This is a genomic window from Mesorhizobium loti (assembly GCF_013170705.1).
In the GTDB taxonomy this organism is placed as follows: Bacteria; Pseudomonadota; Alphaproteobacteria; order Rhizobiales; family Rhizobiaceae; genus Mesorhizobium; species Mesorhizobium loti_D.
In genome coordinates this window covers 2473879-2492827 of record NZ_CP033334.1, presented here as the reverse complement: position 1 = coordinate 2492827, position 18949 = coordinate 2473879, and the positions used below count along the sequence as shown (strand labels likewise).

General features: G+C 64.3%; 20 protein-coding genes. 8 read left to right on the top strand and 12 right to left on the bottom strand.

What is annotated here, in order from left to right:
• Positions 1-5 precede the first annotated feature (5 nt).
• On the top strand, positions 6-749 hold the full coding sequence (locus tag EB815_RS12235; RefSeq protein WP_056578613.1) for an amino acid ABC transporter ATP-binding protein: 744 nt from the start codon (positions 6-8) through the stop codon (positions 747-749).
• A gap of 9 nt (positions 750-758) precedes the next feature.
• Entirely contained in the window at positions 759-1787 is a 1029-nt protein-coding gene (locus tag EB815_RS12230) for a P1 family peptidase (RefSeq protein ID WP_056578616.1), read from the top strand.
• A gap of 12 nt (positions 1788-1799) precedes the next feature.
• Here EB815_RS12230 and EB815_RS12225 read toward each other — a convergent pair whose 3' ends face one another.
• The 4 genes from EB815_RS12225 to EB815_RS12210 form a co-directional block, all read right to left on the bottom strand.
• Positions 1800-2357 carry a GNAT family N-acetyltransferase gene (locus EB815_RS12225; RefSeq protein ID WP_056578619.1) on the bottom strand — a complete coding sequence of 186 codons (558 nt, stop codon included), beginning with the start codon at positions 2355-2357 and terminating at the stop codon, positions 1800-1802.
• Positions 2358-2406: 49 nt separating this feature from the next.
• Positions 2407-3117 (bottom strand): DNA helicase, encoded by a 711-nt coding sequence (locus EB815_RS12220; RefSeq protein ID WP_056578622.1) that lies wholly within the window; start codon positions 3115-3117, stop codon positions 2407-2409.
• Positions 3118-3325: 208 nt separating this feature from the next.
• Positions 3326-4069, bottom strand: a complete 744-nt coding sequence (locus EB815_RS12215) for an SDR family oxidoreductase (RefSeq protein WP_056578625.1) — start codon at positions 4067-4069, stop codon at positions 3326-3328.
• A gap of 153 nt (positions 4070-4222) precedes the next feature.
• The gene (locus EB815_RS12210) at positions 4223-5125 is read right to left on the bottom strand and encodes an AraC family transcriptional regulator (protein WP_056578628.1); all 903 of its coding nucleotides are present in this window, start codon (positions 5123-5125) and stop codon (positions 4223-4225) included.
• Between the two features lie 240 nt (positions 5126-5365).
• Between EB815_RS12210 and EB815_RS12205 the strand changes: the two genes are divergently transcribed.
• Entirely contained in the window at positions 5366-6370 is a 1005-nt protein-coding gene (locus tag EB815_RS12205; protein WP_056578631.1) for a hypothetical protein, read from the top strand.
• A gap of 170 nt (positions 6371-6540) precedes the next feature.
• Here EB815_RS12205 and EB815_RS12200 read toward each other — a convergent pair whose 3' ends face one another.
• A complete protein-coding gene (locus EB815_RS12200; protein WP_056578994.1) occupies positions 6541-6990 on the bottom strand; it encodes a GatB/YqeY domain-containing protein in 450 nt (149 codons plus the stop codon).
• 277 nt (positions 6991-7267) lie between these two features.
• Here EB815_RS12200 and carA point away from each other — a divergent pair, with 277 nt between their 5' ends.
• Complete coding sequence (carA, locus tag EB815_RS12195) at positions 7268-8485, top strand: glutamine-hydrolyzing carbamoyl-phosphate synthase small subunit (RefSeq protein ID WP_056578634.1); 1218 nt, start codon at positions 7268-7270, stop codon at positions 8483-8485.
• 219 nt (positions 8486-8704) lie between these two features.
• Here carA and EB815_RS12190 read toward each other — a convergent pair whose 3' ends face one another.
• The 5 genes from EB815_RS12190 to mntR all read right to left on the bottom strand — a co-directional run bounded on the left by EB815_RS12190 (position 8705) and on the right by mntR (position 12953).
• Positions 8705-9625, bottom strand: coding sequence for an aldo/keto reductase (locus EB815_RS12190; protein ID WP_056578637.1), 921 nt, complete (start codon positions 9623-9625; stop codon positions 8705-8707).
• The gene (locus EB815_RS12185; RefSeq protein WP_056578640.1) at positions 9622-10887 is read right to left on the bottom strand and encodes a TCR/Tet family MFS transporter; all 1266 of its coding nucleotides are present in this window, start codon (positions 10885-10887) and stop codon (positions 9622-9624) included. Before EB815_RS12185 ends, EB815_RS12190 begins: the two co-directional genes overlap by 4 nt.
• Positions 10888-11044: 157 nt before the next feature.
• On the bottom strand, positions 11045-11986 hold the full coding sequence (ypfJ, locus tag EB815_RS12180) for a KPN_02809 family neutral zinc metallopeptidase (RefSeq protein ID WP_056578643.1): 942 nt from the start codon (positions 11984-11986) through the stop codon (positions 11045-11047).
• Positions 11987-12229: 243 nt separating this feature from the next.
• The gene (locus EB815_RS12175) at positions 12230-12418 is read right to left on the bottom strand and encodes a hypothetical protein (RefSeq protein WP_056578647.1); all 189 of its coding nucleotides are present in this window, start codon (positions 12416-12418) and stop codon (positions 12230-12232) included.
• 82 nt (positions 12419-12500) lie between these two features.
• Positions 12501-12953, bottom strand: coding sequence for a manganese-binding transcriptional regulator MntR (gene mntR, locus EB815_RS12170; RefSeq protein ID WP_056578997.1), 453 nt, complete (start codon positions 12951-12953; stop codon positions 12501-12503).
• A 235-nt stretch (positions 12954-13188) separates the two neighbouring features.
• On the opposite strand from mntR, the gene EB815_RS12165 reads away from it, so the two are divergent.
• The 3 genes from EB815_RS12165 (at position 13189) to EB815_RS12155 (ending at position 16211) form a co-directional block, all read left to right on the top strand.
• Positions 13189-14553, top strand: coding sequence for an Nramp family divalent metal transporter (locus EB815_RS12165; protein ID WP_056578650.1), 1365 nt, complete (start codon positions 13189-13191; stop codon positions 14551-14553).
• Between the two features lie 50 nt (positions 14554-14603).
• The gene (locus tag EB815_RS12160; protein ID WP_056578654.1) at positions 14604-15443 is read left to right on the top strand and encodes a protein-L-isoaspartate O-methyltransferase family protein; all 840 of its coding nucleotides are present in this window, start codon (positions 14604-14606) and stop codon (positions 15441-15443) included.
• A gap of 117 nt (positions 15444-15560) precedes the next feature.
• Positions 15561-16211 carry a dihydrofolate reductase family protein gene (locus EB815_RS12155; RefSeq protein WP_056578657.1) on the top strand — a complete coding sequence of 217 codons (651 nt, stop codon included), beginning with the start codon at positions 15561-15563 and terminating at the stop codon, positions 16209-16211.
• Between the two features lie 70 nt (positions 16212-16281).
• On the opposite strand, the gene EB815_RS12150 is transcribed toward EB815_RS12155, so the two are convergent.
• Positions 16282-17151 (bottom strand): LysR substrate-binding domain-containing protein, encoded by an 870-nt coding sequence (locus EB815_RS12150; RefSeq protein ID WP_081295149.1) that lies wholly within the window; start codon positions 17149-17151, stop codon positions 16282-16284.
• Positions 17152-17245: 94 nt separating this feature from the next.
• Here EB815_RS12150 and EB815_RS12145 point away from each other — a divergent pair, with 94 nt between their 5' ends.
• Complete coding sequence (locus EB815_RS12145; protein ID WP_056578660.1) at positions 17246-17845, top strand: LysE family translocator; 600 nt, start codon at positions 17246-17248, stop codon at positions 17843-17845.
• A gap of 219 nt (positions 17846-18064) precedes the next feature.
• On the opposite strand, the gene EB815_RS12140 is transcribed toward EB815_RS12145, so the two are convergent.
• A complete protein-coding gene (locus tag EB815_RS12140; protein WP_056578664.1) occupies positions 18065-18859 on the bottom strand; it encodes an SDR family NAD(P)-dependent oxidoreductase in 795 nt (264 codons plus the stop codon).
• Between the last annotated feature and the right edge of the window lie 90 nt (positions 18860-18949).

Genomic DNA, 18949 nt, shown 5'->3' with positions numbered 1-18949 from the left:
CCACCATGGCATTGGTCGAAATCGACAAGGCCTACAAGCGATATGGCGCGGTCGAGGTGCTGAAGGGCATTTCGCTGGACATCGAGGAACACCAGGTGGTCTGCCTGATCGGCCCTTCGGGTTGCGGCAAGTCCACGCTGCTGCGCTGCATCAACTGTCTCGAGCCCATCCAGGGCGGCGAGATCAGGCTGCATGGCGACCGCGTCACCGGTCCGGGCGTCGACCTCGACCTGCTCCGGCGCGAGATCGGCATCGTCTTCCAGAGCTACAACCTGTTTCCGCACATGAGCGTCATCGAGAACATCACGCTCGGCCCGGTCAAGGTGCTGGGCACGCCGCGCAAGGCGGCCGAAGACAAGGGCATGGCGCTGCTCGAACGGGTCGGCCTCGCCGCCAAGGCACGGGAATATCCCGACCGCCTGTCCGGCGGCCAGCAACAGCGTGTGGCGATCGTGCGCGCGCTGATGATGGACCCTGCCCTCCTGCTGCTCGACGAGATCACCTCGGCGCTCGATCCCGAGCTCGTCTCGGAAGTCCTGGACATCGTGCGCGACCTGGCGACCAAGGGCATGACCATGGTGCTGGCGACGCACGAAATGGGATTTGCGCGCGAGGTTGCCGACAAGGTCTGTTTCCTGCAGGAAGGGCTGGTCTATGAGGAAGGCCCGCCTTCGCGGATTTTCGGCAACCCGCAGGGCGAACGCACCCGCGCCTTCCTGAAACGGATCATCGACGCGGGACGTTTGTAAGGAGCAGGGATGATCAGGACTGTCGGTGATTTCGGCCTGACCTGCGGCACCTTGCCGGCGGGCGCAAGGAATTCCATCACCGACGTGCCCGGCGTGCGGGTCGGCCATTCCACCCTGCGCGATGGGGACATCAACACCGGCGTGACCGCGATCTTGCCGCATGACGGAAATCTGTTCCGCAAGAAGGTGACGGCGGCAAGCCATGTCATCAATGGTTTCGGCAAGACGGTCGGCCTGACGCAGGTGCAGGAACTCGGCACCATCGAAACACCTGTTCTCTTGACCAACACGCTCTCGGTCGGCACCTGCGCCACGGCCCTGATCCGCGACGCCATCCGCCAGAATCCGGATATCGGCCGCACCACCGGAACCGTCAATCCGGTGGTCGGCGAGTGCAATGACGGTCCGCTGAACGACATCCAGGCCCTGGCCGTGACCGAAGAACACGCCCTCGCCGCACTGGCGGACGCTCGTGAAGGCGCGGTCGAACAGGGCAATGTCGGCGCCGGAACGGGAATGAGCTGCTTCGGCTTCAAGGGCGGCATCGGCTCGGCGTCCAGGAGAATCGCGCTTGGCGGCGAACATCACCTTGGTGTTCTCGTGCTCTCGAATTTCGGCAGGCCGGGCGACCTCATTCTGCCCGATGGGCGCCGGCCCGACCCCAGGCGGCCGGCCGAGGCCGAACGCGGTTCGATCATGGTCGTGCTGGCAACCGACGTGCCGCTCGAACACCGCCAGCTCGAGAGAGTAGCACGCCGCGCCGGGGCAGGCATCGCGACACTTGGCTCCTTCTGGGGCCATGGGAGCGGCGACATCGCCATTGCCTTCAGCACCGGAAATCCGGTCGACCACGACGAAAGCCGCGATCTGGTACCACTGCTGACGCTCAACGAAGCACGCATCGACATCCTTTTTCGGGCGGCGGCGGAAGCCACGCAGGAGGCCGTGCTGAACTCCATGCTGTCGGCCGAAGCCTTCACCGGCAGGGCCGGCAAGCACCGCGCATCGCTGGCCGACTGGCTGCGCGATCAGGCCTAGCGGCGAGGCGGCCTACAAATCGATCCGGAACCGCAGACTCTCCACCCCGCCATAGGCGGCATCCTCGAGGAAGCGCTCGACGAGCTTGCCGCCATTGGCCAGGATCACCTTGTGTGATGCCGGATTGCCCGGCTTGGCGGTGATCTCGACATAGGGAAGGCCGACCGCCCTCGCCTCGTCGAGCATCAGCCGCAGGGCCTCGGTTGCGTAGCCGCGCCGCTGCTTCCAGGGCACCACCGCATAGCCGATATGGCCAAGCACATGCGACGGCAGCATCGCCGTTCCTTTCTGCCAGCGAAAGCCGATCGAGCCCGACGCCTCGCCATCCCAGATCCAGCGGCGGAATCCCGGCAGGCGCGGCACTTGCGTGCCATCGGGCAAGGTGATCGGGCCGCCCCTGGCTTCAGGATCATCCAGGCTGGCCAGGAAGGCCACCGGAGCCTGCTCTATCGCCGCGAGCTGCTCGCGCGTTGCCTCCACGGGCCGAACATTGTCCGGCGACCAGCCGCGCTCGAGCGCCGCCTTGTAGGACGGCAGATGTTCAAGCGCCGGTTTGACGATCTCGACCATGATCCATGCTCTCCCAGTGACGCTGGGATAGCCTTGGCCGCTAGAGCGCTCAAGCCGCCTGGAAGCGGATCTCGCCCTCGTTCAGGAAGCAGGCCTTGTCGAAGAGGGACAAATCAAGCGGGTTGGGCAGGCGAACATCACTGATATCCGGGACCGGCTTCTTCGCGGGATCGTAGGACCGGTCGATCTGCGAGATGAAGACCAGGATCACGCCGCTATCGCGCGCGAAAGCCTTCAGCGTGCGGACCTGGTCCATCAGGCCTGGATTCTCTCGTTTCTGATCGAGCAGTTGCAGGTAATCGATGACCGCCAGCGTGCCACGCGGCGCCGACCCCAACACCCTGACGATATAGCCGGCGCTGATGGCATCGGAAGTGTCGAACTCGAACAGCCGGTCGAACCGGGCCGGCTCGACGCCGATGGCGCGGAGCCGCTCCAGTACATCGCGTTGCGTATATTCCAGCGTGAAGAACACGCTGCGGTGGCCCGACTTCATCGCTTCGACCGCCAGTTCGAGGCTCATCAGCGTCTTGCCATGGCCCGGCCGCGCGCCGACCAGAACCAGGTCACCAGGTGTGAGTTGCGCGAACAACCTGCTGGCGGGCGCCGTCTCGGACAGCTTCGCCGCAAGCAGGCTCCAACTGGCAAATCCCTCTTGCGCGGCAATCCGGTCAAGCGCCCGGTGGAGCGGGATTTTTGCCTCGCGCGACAACAGCCTGGCTTGACGCTTCAGATGGTAGGCGGGCGCGGATAACATCATCTCAAAAACCTCCTGGTGCGAGCAGTTTTCGCAACCCCTCCTTATGCCTGATGCTCGAACAGTCGGTTCGGTGACGAGAGTGCCCCGCATGAACGAATGCTTTCCCGGTGGAGGGAGGAGGCGTGGGCCACGCCAGAATCAGATGATAGCTCAATCCGAACGGACGTAGAATTGGCGTCGCGAAAATCGTTGCACCCCGCTCGCACCTTCAGCCCGCGTTTGCCAGGGCGACCGCATCCTGGCCTGCCGGAAAACGGAGTTTGCCCGAAGTGTCGTGGACAGCGGCCCAGATAGCTTCGGCAACGTCGCTTTCCTTGGTGGTCAGCGCGGGCCGGGCGAAGGCCGCGAAGATCGGGGCCGCGAAATCGGCATAGGCTTCAGGGATCATGTCTTCGATGCGCACCGAAGTATTATGCGAAAAACGCGTTGTTGGCGCGTATCCGGGCTCGACCAGCTTTGCGCGGATACCGAAATAGGCAAGTTCGTGCGCGAGCGATCCGGTGAAGCCCTCGATGGCCTGCTTGCTGGCGGTGTAGGCGGCCGCCAAGGGCATTGCGGCGAGGGTGGCGCTTGAGGTGACGTTGACGATCACGCCGGACCGGCGCTCGCGCATCTGCGGAATCACGGCCTGCGCCATGGCCATCACGCCAAGCGTATTGGTCTCGAAGACCTTGCGGATGTGCGACATCGTCGTCGCCTCAAAGGCGCCGACCACGCCGATGCCTGCATTGTTGACAAGAACGTCGATCGGACCCGCGGCTTTGACGGTGGCCGAGATACTGGCCTCGCTGGTGACGTCCAGCGGCAGGACCCTCAGGCGCTCCGAGCGCGGCAGTATGTCCTCCCGCGGTGTCCGCATGGTGGCGATGACGTTCCACCCATTGACGAGAAAATGGCGGGCTGTCTCGAGGCCATAGCCAGATGAACAGCCGGTGATGAGGATCGTTTGCATGCTTGGCTCCGTTGGTTTCAATGCCCTTTCGTAGGCTTGCCAACACAGACGATCCATAATCAATAGTCTTATTTTTATTTCCAACTGTCCAAAAATGGCTCATACCGGGCGAGCAAGTGACCTTGAAGAGGCTACGCCGCGCGAGGCACTGCCCTATGCGGTCACGCGGGCGTCGCGGGCGAACTTGCCCGGTGAGCAACCAAGCCGTTTCCTGAAAGCAGTGCTGAAGGCGCTGGCGGACTCGTAGCCGATCTCACCGGCTATTTTGTCCAGGGTTTTCGAGCCTCGGATGAGAGCATCCTTCGCCAGCGCCATGCGCCAGCGGGCCAGGTACTCGATCGGGCCGCAACCGAGCACGTCCACGAAGCGAGCCGCGAAGGCCGACCGCGAAAGTCCCGCGATCCTGGCGAGTCCCGCGACCGTCCAACCCGCCCGGACATCCCCGTGCATGGCGCGGAGCACGCGCGCCAGCGCCGGATCCCGCATCCCACCGAGCAGGCCGGCCGCGCCGGAACCGATGCCACGCCATCGCAGCGCTTCGACGAGCAGAATCTCGAGCAATCGCTGCAAGACCATTTCCTTGCCCGGATCTTCGTTCTCGCACTCCTCCATGATGAGGCTAATGACCCTGCCAAGCCTGGAGGAACGCCCCTGCGATCCCGGCACGTGGATGACGCTCGGAAGGAGCGCGAGCAGAAGCGCGGCATTGACCGGCTCGATTCGAAACGTCCCGCCGAGCGCGACAAAATCCGGGTCTCCATCTTGCTCGCCATGCTGGACGGCAACGTCCATTGGCGTCCGGAGCTCACAGTCGATGCCTGGATGGCTGCTGAGCGAGAAGGCCGGCGTGGAAGGCAGCAGGAGGAAGTCTCCCTTCTCGAACTTGACTGGATCCTGGCCCGCAAAGGCGATCCAGCACGTGCCCTCCACGATTATTGTAAAGCCAGGCGCATCATAGGCGGCGTAACGCACGCCCCATCGACCACGCCCCTTGATGGGCTTGGAAATCGCCGTGCTGGGTTGCAAAAGAGCAATGATGTCACTGAGAGGATCCATTCCAGACGATCCATAATTATTTTGCGCTCGGTAATTATAGATCGTCCTCCCGGCCTGTCCAGTTTGGCTGGGAGCGCGGCAGGCGTCCCTGCAGTGCGTCATCCGCAGGCTGATCGCAAAACGATCGCTGCGGGCAAGCTAAACAAGATGTGTCTCGCCGATGGGCGCGGGACATTTTATGATTGCTTGCGGATATGACGCTGCAAGGATTCGCATGGCTTCGGCAGGAGAATTGATCCGGTGCGGTTGAGATCTGTCCCATTGGGTGTGGTCGTCACCCTCAGCCTCCTTGTCATGGTCATTGCCTTGACGGCGACGGCCCGATCCTTCGCCGCATTGCAGCCATCAGGTGTTCCGGCCTGGCTGCAGGCCCATGTCGGCGACAGCGACGGCCAGATCTCGGCCGTGGTGCTGGAGCGGGCGCGAGCGCTCTACCTGAAAAAGGTGGCGCAAGGCGCGGTCAGGAACCCCTGTTACTTCGCCATGGACGCTACACGTCCCGGCGATCTCGGCAATGGCGTGCTGGGGCGCCGGTACTATGTCATCTGCGAGGCCAGCCAATCGTTTCGCGCCATCGCGTCAGGCCACGGCGGCGGAAAAAATCTGAAAGGCACTGCCGATTTTTCAAATGGCAGGCGCTGCTCCAAGAACTTCGGCAATGCCATGGATTCGGAGCTGACCGCCGGCGGCGCCTATGTCACCCGCGAGGCGAAGACCTCCTTCAAGGGCTTCTACAGCACCGGCGCGAAACAGGATGCCGCCTTCCTGCGGACTTTCATCCAGTTCGACGGCGAGGGCGAAGCCGCCAATGCGAGACAAAGGGTGATCGGCGGCCATGCGGCGCAAGTGCTGCGCGCCATGTGCATGCGCAAAAGCCCGAACAGCTCCTATGCCGACCATGATGGCCTGGTGCCGTTCGGCAAGCTGGTCGAGTATGCCGGCGGCCGCAGCAATGGCTGCACCAGCTGGTCGCCGGCGGACGCACGGCAGATCATCGCGATGGTGAAGGACAATCCGACGACACTCTACATCTATCCGGAATCGCGCGACATCGCCGCCGTCGCGCAGGCGGCCAAAGGCCATTCGCCATCCGGCGAGGCGCCCTATTGGAACGCATCATGCCTTAAGGAAATCGGCGCGCCGAAATTCTGGCCGCAAAAAACCCTCGAGCCGATGATCGCCCAGTACAAGAAGGATCACCCCGCCCCACCCGTGCAGCCGCTGCCGATGTGCAAGGGGCCGTGAACCGGCAGGACGGCTTGGCGGCCACCATCAGGTCGAGCCGGGCAACGAGTGCCCGCCAGCCCTTGAACCTTCCAGGGCGGACATGCTGGATGAGATCGGCGAAAGGCACCGTCCTGCTCTGAGGTGAAAGAAGACAATCTCGGTCGTGATCCTCGGCCAGCGATAGGCCCCTACTGCAGCAGCCCTTTGACGATGCCACTCGCCTTGCCGAAATCCATCTGGCCGGCATATTTCTGCTTCAGCGCGGCAATCACCTTGCCCATGTCCTTCTGGCTGGCGGCACCGGTCTCGGCAATCGCCTCGCGCGCCGCGGCGGTGATCGCGGCATCATCGAGCTGGGTCGGCAGGAAGCCGCGGATGATCTCCATCTCGCCGCGCTCCTGCGCCGCCAGTTCCGGCCGCTTGCCGTCTTCGAACGCCTTGGCCGATTCCTCGCGCTGCTTCACCATCTTGGCCAGGATCTGCAGGATTTCCTCGTCGCTGGCGGGGTCCTTGCCCGAACCGCGATTGGCGATGTCGCGATCGTGGATGGCGGCCTGGATCAGCCGCAATGTCGGTAGCCTGTGCTTGTCCTGCGCCTTCATCGCGCTCTTCAGGGATTCGGCGATTTTTCCGCGCATGATGTTTTCTCCTTCGGTCGGCGCGGACAATAGCGCCGGGGCCCAGCCAAGGCAAACCCAGATATTGTGGACCAAGCCTCTGATATTGCTTGATGAAATAAATCATGGCGGCATTTCGCATGATCATTGACCGCCCTGCCCCCTTCCCCTATGTACTGGGCCTTGCATGAACTGAAGCTTGAATGCGTGGAGGCCGCGAATTCGCCGCTCCGCGCCGTTTGCTGCGCGGATGGCCCGCCGGGCCTTTTGCAGCGCGCAGCCTGATAGGAGTGCCGCCATGGCCGAGACGACGCCCGCGCTGACCCCACCCTGGGCCACCGAAAAGCCGACCGCTCTTCTGGTGCTGGCCGACGGGACCGTCATCGAGGGCCGCGGCCTCGGTGCCACCGGCTCCGCCGTCGCCGAAGTCTGCTTCAACACCGCGCTCACCGGCTATCAGGAAATCCTCACCGACCCCTCCTATGCCGGCCAGATCGTCACCTTCACCTTCCCGCACATCGGCAACATCGGCACCAATGACGAGGACATCGAGGATCTCAACCCGGCCGCCCGCGCCGGCGCCGTCGGCGCCGTGTTCAAGGCCGATGTCACCAACCCGTCCAACTACCGCGCCGCCGGCGATCTCGACCAGTGGCTGAAGAAGCGCGGCATCGTGGCGCTCTCGGGCATCGACACCCGTGCGCTGACCGCGCTGATCCGCGAAAAGGGCATGCCCAACGCCGTCATCGCGCATGCGCCGGACGGCGTCTTCGACCTGGACGATTTGAAGCAGCGCGCCGCCGCATGGTCGGGTCTGATCGGGCTCGACCTCGCCAAGGAAGTCACCTCGGGCCAGTCCTCGGTCTGGCGCGAGACGCCCTGGGTGTGGAACGAAGGTTTTGGCGAACAGACTGATCCGTCGCTGCACGTCGTGGCCATCGACTACGGCGTCAAGCGCAACATTTTGCGCCTGCTCGCCGGCCTCGGCGCCAAGGTCACCGTGGTGCCGGCCAAGACAGGCGCCGAAGAAATCCTCGCCATGCGGCCCGACGGCATCTTCCTCTCCAACGGCCCTGGCGATCCGGAAGCCACCGGCGACTATGCCGTGCCCGTCATCCAGGATCTGCTGAAGACCAACATCCCGGTGTTCGGCATCTGCCTCGGCCACCAGATGCTGGCGCTGGCGCTCGGCGGCAGGACCGCCAAGATGCATCAGGGACATCATGGCGCCAACCATCCGGTCAAGGACCACACCACCGGCAAGGTCGAGATCGTGTCGATGAATCACGGCTTCGCCGTCGATGCCGACTCGCTGCCCGAGGGTGTCGAGGAAACCCATGTCTCGCTGTTCGACGGTTCGAACTGCGGCATCGCGCTGACCGGCCGTCCGGTGTTCTCGGTCCAGCATCACCCTGAAGCCTCGCCCGGCCCGCAGGACTCGCACTATCTGTTCCGCCGTTTCGTCAACCTGATCCGGCAAAAGCGCGGCGAGGAACTGCTGGCGGAGCGGGCTTAATTCGATCCGTCAGCGCGGCCCCTCATCTGCCTGCCGGCACCTTCTGCCCGTGAACGGGCAGAAGGAAGCTGTGGCGACCTCAGCGCTCCTATTGCAACGTCGACGATTTGCGAAAGCGGCGCTGGCTGCATCTTTTTCCCCGTCACCATAAGGGTAGAAATGCCCGGCAGGGCAATGAGGGGCAGCGCCAACATCTCGCAGCCCTGCACCGCCCCACCCTTACGCCACCGGCCGGCCTTCACTCGCCTCCAGTATGGCGAACCATTGCTGGCGGTCGAGGCTGATCTCCAGCGCCTTGACCATGGCCGCCAGCCGCTCCGGCTTCATTGACCCCAACACCGGCACCAGCCGGGCCGGATGGCGCAGCAGCCAGGCGATGGCAACAGTGGCGAGATCACCGGCGCCGACTTCGGCGGCGACCGCCGCGAGTGCTGCCCGCACGCGAGCCTCCCGGGCTTCCTTGCCGGTGAACAGCGAGCCGCCGCCAAGCGGCGACCAGATCATCGGCGCGTAGCCCAGGCGCTGCGCGTGGTCGAGACTGCCATCGGTCAATGCGGACGTCTTCAGCACCGACATCTCGATCTGGTTGGTGACCAGGGCAAACGGCAGCCGCGAGGCCAGCAGATCGAACTGTGATGGCGTGAAATTCGAGACGCCGACCGCTCTCACCTTGCCGGCCTTGACCAACCCGGCCAGTGCCGCCGCCGTCTCGTCGGCATCCATCAGCGGATCCGGCCGATGCAACAGCAACAGGTCGAGATAATCGGTGCCGAGATTGCCGAGCGAGCGGTCGACCGAGGCGGTTATGTGGGCGGCGCTGGTATCATAGTGCTTCAGCCGGTTCCGCGGCCGGTTGGCCGAGGCCAGCATGATGTCGCATTTCGAGATCAGCTCGATCTCCTCGCGCTTGCCTTTCCAGCGCGACAGCCCCGCGCCGAAGGCCGCCTCCACCTCGTAATTCCCGTAGATATCGGCGTGGTCGAAACTGGTCAGGCCGAGATCGACAGCGGCGCCGATCAGCCTCCCGACCTGATCGGCATCAGGGCGGGCGTCGCCGTCGAGCAGGCGCCAGGCACCGAAGACCAATCGCGACAGCGACACCCCGTTCCTGGTCAGCACCATGCGGCTGTCACGGCTCATATCCGCGCTCCATCTTCCGCCACGTTGGCGGTGATAGTCCCGACCACGGCCGGTCTCGCCACCCTGGTGACGAAGACGATGAGCGCCAGCACCAGGAAGCAGGCACCGACCAGATAGGGCGCCCCGCCGAAGGCCACCGGCGCGCCAGGCCCAGTGAACCAGGAAAAGATCGCCGTGTAGAGCAGCGGCGTGATGATGGAAGTGATCGAGAAGATCGAGGTCATCGCGCCCTGCAGTTCGCCTTGTGCGGAAGGTGGCACCTTGGCGGCGGCGAGGCTCCTCAACGGCGGATCGGCCAAGGCCTCCAGGCAACCCACGACGATCACCGCGTAGACCATCCAGCCCTGCGTGGCGAAGGCATAGCCGAAGGCGCTGGCCGCCGTGAAGGTCAGCCCGATTGCCGCCGTCTTCCATTCACCGAGCCTCGAGACCACGCGCGGCAGCACCGTTGCCATGACGATCGCGCCGCACAGGCCGAAGGCGCCGAGCGAGAAGCCGATCTGCTGCTGGCTCCAGCCATAACGGTAGCTGGATACGAAAGACCACACCGCCGGATACATCATGTGGCCGAGCGTCATCAGGAAGAAGACGAGCCCGATCCAGCCAATGCCTTGATATTGGCGCATCTGCAGAAGCGTGCCGACCGGGTTGGCGCGTTTCCATTCGAAGCGGCGGCGATGCTTTTCATCGAGCGTTTCCGGCAGGAGGACCATCGCGATCAGGAAATTCACGAAGGCGAGCCCGGCGGCGAAATAGAACGGCACGCGCGGTCCGAACGTGCCGAGCAATCCGCCCAGCACCGGTCCGATGACGAACCCGACGCCGAAGGCGATGCCAAGCAGGCCAAAATTCTTTGCTCGGTTCTCGTCGTTCGAGATGTCGGCGATGAAGGCCGATGTCGTCGAATAGCTGGCGCCCGAAATGCCGGCCAGCACACGCCCGATGAACAGCATCGGATAGGACCAGGCGATAGCGCAGATCAGATTGTCGATGGAAAAGGTCAGCACCGAGGCCAGCAGGATCGGCCGCCGCCCGAAGCGGTCGCTCAGGCCGCCCATGATGGGTGCGAAGAAGAACTGCATGGCCGCGTAGACGAAGAACAGCCAGCCGCCCTCGATGGCCGCCTCGCTGACGCCGACACCGGTCAATTCCTGCAAATAGGCCGGCAGCACCGGCATGATGATGCCGAACCCGATAATATCGAGCAGCAGCGTGGTGAAAACCAGCGCGAGGCCCCGCCTGGCGGTTTTGGGATCGATCATGATGGGTCAAGCTCCTCCAGCCGCCCCGGGGGCACGGGCGGACGCACCTTATAGGCGAGCCGGCGAAAAGGAACAATGAGGGAACAGGCAGGAATGCGCGTTCCTGACACTCCCTGACGGCGACTTTGCCGTCAGGTCGGCGCCTGGAAAGGAGTGTTCAGAGAGGCCCGCTCATCGTGTTGCAGTCTGAAAGCTTGCCGCTCTTGTAGCCGCGCGCCAGCCAGGTCTGCCGCTGCTGCGAGGTGCCGTGGTTGAAGCTTTCCGGCACCACATAACCCTGCATCTTCTTCTGCAGCGTGTCGTCGCCGATCTGCTTGGCGGCATTCAGCGCGCTTTCGATGTCGCCCTGCTCCAATATGCCCTTCTGGGCCGTGTAATGCGCCCACACGCCTGCGAAACAGTCGGCCTGCAGCTCGATGCGCACCGACAGCTGGTTGGCATCGGCCTCGCTCATGCCCTGCCGCATCTGGTTGAACTTGCCCATGATGCCGGTGAGATTCTGCACATGGTGGCCGACCTCGTGAGCGATAACATAGGCGCGGGCGAACTCGCCGGAAGCGCCGAACTGCTGGTCGAGCTGCTGGAAAAAGGTCATGTCGAGATAGACCTTGTGGTCGCCGGGACAATAGAACGGCCCGGCCGCCGCCGAGGCAAAGCCGCACGCCGAGCGCACCTGGCTGGAAAACAGCACCAGCTTGGGGTCCTCATAGGTCAGCCCTTGCGACTTGAAGATGCCGGTCCAGGTGTCCTCGGTCTCGGCCAGCACGGTCGCGACGAACTGCTTCATCTCGTCATTGGCGGGCGCCGCGCCGCTGTTCTGGCCGCCGCTGTTGTCCGATATCTGCCCGCCGCCGCCCGGCAGCAAGGCGCCGCCGTCACCGTTGAGCAATTGCAGCGGATTGATGCCGAAGACACCCCAGGCGATCAACGCCACGACCGCGAAGATGATGAGGCCCGAAAGCGACATGCCGCCACCGCCGGAACTGCCGCCGATGGGAATGCGGAACTGGCCGGGGCTGCCGCCCAATCCTCCGCCGGAGCCGCTGTCGCTGCGGTCGTCCTCGATATTGTCACTCTGACGACGGCCTCTCCAGAGCATGGCAACTCCTCGCGCTGCAAACTTTTCCGTTGCTCCGGCAGGCCGGCTCAACCCAACAAACAATTAGCCCAATGGTTGCGCCAAGTCACAGTATTTTTCGAGACCGCCGGGGTGCCGGCATGGTGCTCTGGCCGAGAGCCAGCAGGGCCTGTAGCTTGCCCGCAAACCGGGGGCGTGCGAGACTTGATGGGGTGCAGGATGTGCAGGCGTGAACAAGCGGGGCGCCTTGACGGCGGCCCGGCCTCAGCCCTTCTGCTTGGCGCCGGCACTCTTGCCGTCGGAGCTTTTCGAGCGCTCCTCGAAACGCGCGGCGCCCTTTTTCAGCGGACGGCCGGTTTCGGCCTCGGTCTTGCGCTCGTCCTTCGCCGCCGCCTGTTTCAACCCTTTGGCGGCTTGCTTGCCCTTGGCGGTCGGTGCTTGTTCAACGCCCATTGCTTCCTCCCCTGGTGCGACATCATCGCGATGTCAGGAGCAACGCGCGTAACGTGCGGTGGTTCCGAGACGGCTAAGCGGCCTAACGCGGCGCGGTCATGGCCTTGCGAAACGCTTCCAGCGTCTCGGCGCTGACATGGTGCTCGATGCCCTCGGCGTCGATGCGCGCCGTTTCGGCGCTCACGCCCAATGAACGCAAGAAGGCTTCCACCGTCTGGTGGCGGATGCGGCTTTCCTCCGCGACCTTGCGGCCGGCATCGGTCAGGAACACGCCGCGATAGGGTTTTCTCGAAACGAGCCCGTCGGCGCACAGTCGCGTCAGCATCTTGGCCACCGTCGGCTGGGCGACGCCGAGCCGTGCGGCGATGTCGACCTGGCGCGCCTCGTTGCCGTCCTCGATCAGATCGGCGATCAGCTCGACATAGTCCTCGACCAGCGCGCTGCGGCGCGCCTCGCGCGTCTGCCTGAACCCTTCCGAATGGACATCGGCATCGGGCAATGGCTCGCGCGGAACCGGTCTGTTCTTCAGCGCCAATGCGCGCTCCTCCTCGGGAGTTTGGCCGTCGGCGCTTTTATAGCACGGGCTCTGATTCTTCAGGCCGTTTATTTGCATTCCCCCACAGGCGCAACCGGCGTTTCCGATTGGCACCTTCACACGCAATTCGGACCATCCGGTAAAAAGCACCGACAATGAAATATAGCCTATTGCATAATGTTGAGCCATGGCATAGGTTGCGGATATACCCCCGGAAGTCGCGGAAAGCCTTTCCATGTCAGATGCAGACGTTACAGCCACCCGGTCCGAATGGCGGCTCGCCGGACGGGACGAGGACGACCAGCCCAGCCTGCGCGAGGTCAATTCCTCGGTCGCGGTGCCGAGTTCCGGTGTCTGGTTCCGCCGTCTGTTCGCCTTCATGGGCCCCGGCTACATGGTCTCGGTCGGCTATATGGACCCCGGCAACTGGGCGACCGACCTCGCCGGCGGCGCCCAGTTCGGCTACACGCTTTTGTTCGTCATCATGCTGTCCAACCTCATGGCGATCCTGCTGCAGGCGCTGGCCGCACGCCTCGGCATCGCCACCGGCCGCGATCTCGCCCAGGCCTGCCGCGCCTATTACCCGCGCCCGGTCAATTTCGTGCTGTGGATCGCCTGCGAACTCGCCATCATCGCCTGTGACCTCGCCGAAGTCATCGGCACGGCGATCGCATTGCAGCTGCTGTTCGGCATTCCGCTGATCGGGGGCGCCATACTCACCGCGCTCGACGCCTTCCTGGTGCTGCTCCTGATGAACAAGGGGTTCCGCTATCTCGAAGCCTTCGTCATCGCGCTTTTGATCATCATCTTCAGCTGCTTTGCCATCCAGATCTTTGTCGCCGCCCCACCGGCCGGCACGATCCTGCATTCGATGTTCGTGCCGTCCTCGGAAATCGTCACCAACCCCGCGATGCTCTACATCGCGATCGGCATCATCGGCGCCACCGTCATGCCGCACAATCTCTATTTGCACTCCTCGATCGTGCAGACCCGGGCCTATGAGCGCACGGAGAAAGGCAAGCGCGACGCCGTCAAATGGGCGACGATGGACTCCACCATCGCCCTGATGCTGGCGCTGTTCGTCAACGCCGCCATCCTGATCGTGTCGGCTGTCGCCTTCCACGACACCGGCCACCAGGATGTCGCGGAGATCGGCCAGGCCTTCGAGTTGCTGTCGCCGCTGCTGGGCCTGGGCATCGCCTCGATCCTGTTCGCCGTGGCGCTGCTTGCCTCCGGCCTCAACTCGACGGTGACGGCGACGCTCGCCGGCCAGATCATCATGGAAGGGTTCCTGCGCCTGCGCATCCCCAACTGGGCCCGGCGGCTTCTGACACGCGGCCTCGCCATCATCCCGGTGGTGGTCGTCACCGCGCTCTACGGCGAAAAGGGCACTGGCCAGCTGCTCGTGTTCAGCCAGGTCATCCTGTCCATGCAATTGCCCTTCGCGGTCATTCCGCTGGTGCAGTTCGTCTCTGACCGCAAGAAGATGGGCAGCCTCGCCATTCCACGCGTCGTGGCGGCCCTTGCCTGGGTGGTCGCCGCGATCATCCTCGTGCTCAATTTCAAGCTGCTCTACGACACGATGTTCGGGGTCGGCTAAGGCTCTTCCGGATCGCGAGACAAACCGCCAAATCGCGCTATCTTGGCGCCATGAGCACGATAGAAGATACCAGGAGATTCTACGCCCGGCTGATGGCGGCCAATGCCGGCTCGTCGGATCCACGCCTGGAAGAGGTTTTCGCCAGCGTGCCGCGCGAGGCCTTTCTCGGCCCCGGACCGTGGACGATCGTCGCCGGCAACGGCAGGGTCACGACGCCCAGCGCGGACCCCTCCCATATTTACCAGAACGTGCTGGTGGCGCTCGATGCCGACAAGGGCATCAACAATGGGGAGCCGTTCCTGCACGCCATGTGGATTGGAAAACTGGCACCGAAACTCGGTGAGACCGTCACCCATATCGGTGCCGGCACCGGCTACTACACAGCCTTGCTCGCCAGGCTTGTGTCGCCCGGCACCCTCACCGCTTTCGAACTCGACGACAAGTTGGCCCATCTGGCACGCGGAAATCTCAAGGCTTACGGCAACGCGACTGTCGTCCATGGCGATGCCGTGACCATGCCCTTGCCGCCATCCGACATCATCTATGTCAACGCCGGGGTCGTCGCCCCTCCGGCCGGATGGCTGAAGGCATTGCGCCCCGGCGGCCGCATGATCTTCCCCTGGCGCCCGGCCGAGCGCGTCCCGCTGGCGGTGATGGTGACCCGCACCCAAAAGGGCTTCGCCTGCGACCCCTTCATGCGCTCCTGGTTCATCCCATGCGTCGGTGCCTCGGTTGCGGATCTTGCGGCGAAGATCCCGACCCGGGAGCAAGCCGCGCGCAGCCGCTCGATATGGCTGACGAGCGACAAGGCGCCGGACCGCACGGCCACGGCCATCTTCGGCGACGTCTGGTTCTCATCGAAAAACCTCGGCGCCAAACCCGGCGACTGACGGATCGATGGGCAGGCTTTTCCAAAATTTCCCGAACCCTGTCGGAATGGTCGCCGGCGCTCCGTCCTTGGGCCATGGTCCTGCCGCGACGGCGTGGACGACACAAGGGAGAGTACCATGAGGAAGATCATCGCCGCCACTTTCGTCAGCCTGGACGGCGTCATGCAGGCGCCGGGCGGCCCGGAGGAGGATCCGGTCGGCGGCTTCAAGTTCGGCGGCTGGACCTTCCATTACTTCGACGAGGTGGGAGGCGCGGCAATGGAGGAGCTCTTCTCCAAACCCTTCGCCCTGCTGCTCGGCCGCAGGACCTATGACATCTTCGCCGCGTACTGGCCGTATCAGAAAGATCCGATCGCGGATGCCTTCAACCCGGCGACCAAATATGTGGCGACGCATCGGCCCGACACCCTCACCTGGCAGAACACGCAATCGCTTGGGCCCGACATCGTCGCGACATTGCGCCGCGTCAAGCAGGAGGATGGACCTGACCTGCTCATCCAGGGATCGGGCAACCTGATCCAGACCCTGCTCGCCAACGGGCTGATCGACGAGATCCGGCTGATGATCTTCCCGCTGCTGCTTGGCAAGGGCAAGCGGCTGTTCGGCGATGACGCCATGCCGGCCGCCTTCAGGCTTGCCAAGTTGCAAACCTCCAGCACCGGCGTCATCATCGCGACCTACGAGCGCTCAGGCGAAATCGAGGTCGGCTCCTTTGTCACCGGGGAACCGTCCGACGCCGAACTCGAACGGCGCAGGAACTGGAAATAGCGGGACCCGGCCCTGGCACCTTTCCTCTCCCCTGATCGACCGGGGAAAGGAGCCCAAGTGCTGCTTGGTCTCAAGCCGCGACAGGCCGTCGCGCCAGTCCATCGCGTATATGCCGCGCGAATTCCTGCGCCGCCGGCCCGACGCCGTGCCTTGGCAAATGCAGGTTGATCGAAAAATTCGGCAGCGGCGGCAGGCCGGTCTCGAACGGCAGGATGTCGAGATCGGCCGGCACGGTCGAAGCGAGCCACGTGGTGACGGCAAGGTCGGAGCGCACCGTCGCCGTCGTTGCGTCGATATTGCCGTTCTCGAACACGGTGCGCCATTCCAGTCCATGCTCGTTGAGCGCCGCCAGCACCACCGGCCGGAAGGCGCAGGTGTCGGCAACGATCGACACCGGCAGCGGCCGCTTGGCACGCGCGGTGCCGCCTCTGGCGCCGACCCAGACCAGCCGGTCGATGGCCAGGCATTCGCCTGATGTCGGGCCGACCCGCTCCTCGATCACCGCAAGGTCGATGGTTCCGGCCGCGAGCGCTGACGCCAGTTCCGGCGACGAGGCGCAGACCAGCGAGATCTCGACCTGCGGATAGGTCTCGGCATAGGCCTTCAGCACCGGCGCGAGCAAGGTTCCGACCAGATCATAGGGCACGCCGAGCCGCACCTGCCCGGCAACCGCCGAGCCAGTCATCTCCGCCCAGATCTCGTCGTTGAGGCTGAGCAGGCGCTTTGCCTTGTCGAACAGGCGCTCGCCCGACCGCGTCAGGCGCAGGCCGCGCCGGTCGCGCTCGAACAGCCCGCAGCCAAGCGTCTCCTCCAGCCGCCTCACCTGCTGGCTGACGGCGCCCTGCGTCAGGTGCAGCGCATTGGCGGCCGCCGTCATGCTGGCCTTGTCGGCGACGGTGACGAAGGTGCGCATCAGTGCGGTATCGAGATTGCGGATCATATCCGCATTATAGATACTAATGCCTGACATCACAAACATTGCATTTACTGATGCTAACCCTGGTCTACCATCGGGCCTCCGAAAAGGACGTCCCATGCTCCAGCCCATCCTGCCGCTCATCCTGTTTGCCTTCGTGGCCACGGCCACGCCAGGCATCGCCACCACCTTGTCCACCGCTTCGGGCGCGCGGTTCGGCTTTCGCCGGTCCGTTCCGCTGATGGCCGGCAGTGCCGCCGGCCTCGCCACCGTGACAGGCGCGGCCGCCGCTGGGCTCGCCGGCCTGCTGCTCGCGGTCCCTTCGCTGCAACTGGCGATGAAGATCGCCGGCTCGCTCTATCTCCTTTGGCTGGCGGTCAAGATCGGCCGCGCCGGGCCGCCCAATCTCGACGTGACCATGGCCAGGCCGAACAGCTTCCTCGGCGGTGCCGGTATCCAGTGGATGAACCCCAAGGGCTGGGCGATGGGGCTGGGCGCGGCGGCCTCGTTCGCCGCCCTGGCCGACGGACCGGGACATCTGGCCTTGCTGCTCGGCTCGACCTTCGGCCTCACCGCCGCCATCTCGCTGTCCGTCTGGTGCCTCGCCGGCATGGTGCTGGCCCGGCTGCTCAAGACCGAATGGCAATGGCGCGCGCTCAACATCGTGCTGGCGCTGGTGCTGGCGGCGTCGGTCATTCCGATGTGGCGGTCGGCTTAGAGACGCTCAAGCCAGGTCTGCACCAGCACCCCCAACCGGACCTTCGGTCCGACCTCCCCACAAGGGGGAGGTAGGGAGTCCAACTTCTTCGCACCTCCACGAGACCATTATCGCGTAGGCGGAACAGGCGCTTCCTCACCCTCCCCCTTGTGGGGAGGGTCGCTGCGAAGCAGCGGGGTGGGGGTGCTGGTTCGCAAAGGCGAACCAGCCCTTGGCTCTTCAAACCCCGTAGCGGGCCGCCGGCTTGTCGGCGTGCAGGCTGCCGTAGAAGGCTTGCCGGGCACCGAGGAAGGTGTCCAGCTTGCCGGTGTCGGCAAGAGCGGGCACGGTGACGGCCTCGCCACTGGCCAGGCCAACGAGCGCCGCATCGACCATATCGTCGGCGGACATGATGATTTCCTTCGGGAGCTGGTCGATATCACTGCCGGCAAGGTCCCAGAAATCGGTCCGGGTCGCGCCAGGCAGCACCACCTGCACCTTCACATTGGTGCCCGCGACCTCGCGGTGCAGGGCCTCGGTGAAGTTGACGACATAGGCCTTGGTGCCGCTGTAGATACCGCCGAACGAGGTCTCATAGGCAAGCACCGATGCGATGTTGACGATGGCGCCGCGGTTGCGCGCCAGAAGACCCGGCAGCACGGCCCGGGTCAAACGGGTCAAGGCGATGACGTTGACCTTGATCATGCGTTCGGCGGCGTCGGCGTCGGCGGTCGCCACCACCTGCTGGCCGCCAAGGCCGGCATTGTTGACGAGCAGCGTCACGCTGTCGTCGGCCGATATCAGCCGCTCTACGCGGCGCAAATCGTCGTCATCGGACAGGTCGGCTGTAATGAAGCTGACCTTGCGATCGTAGGCGTAGCGCAGCTTCTCAGCCAGTTCCTCGAGCCGGTCGGCGCGGCGCGCCACCAGAACGAGATCATAACCCTGCCCGGCCAGCCGGTCCGCATAGACCGCGCCGATGCCCGATGATGCACCGGTGACGACCGCCGTGCCCTTGTTTGCCTGTCCACTCATTGTCCTGTTCCTTCTATCTCGAATTGTTCGCTTCGACCTGGCCGCCGGCACCGTGGACGTCAGCCCTCACCTTGCCGGCAAGCCGCCTGA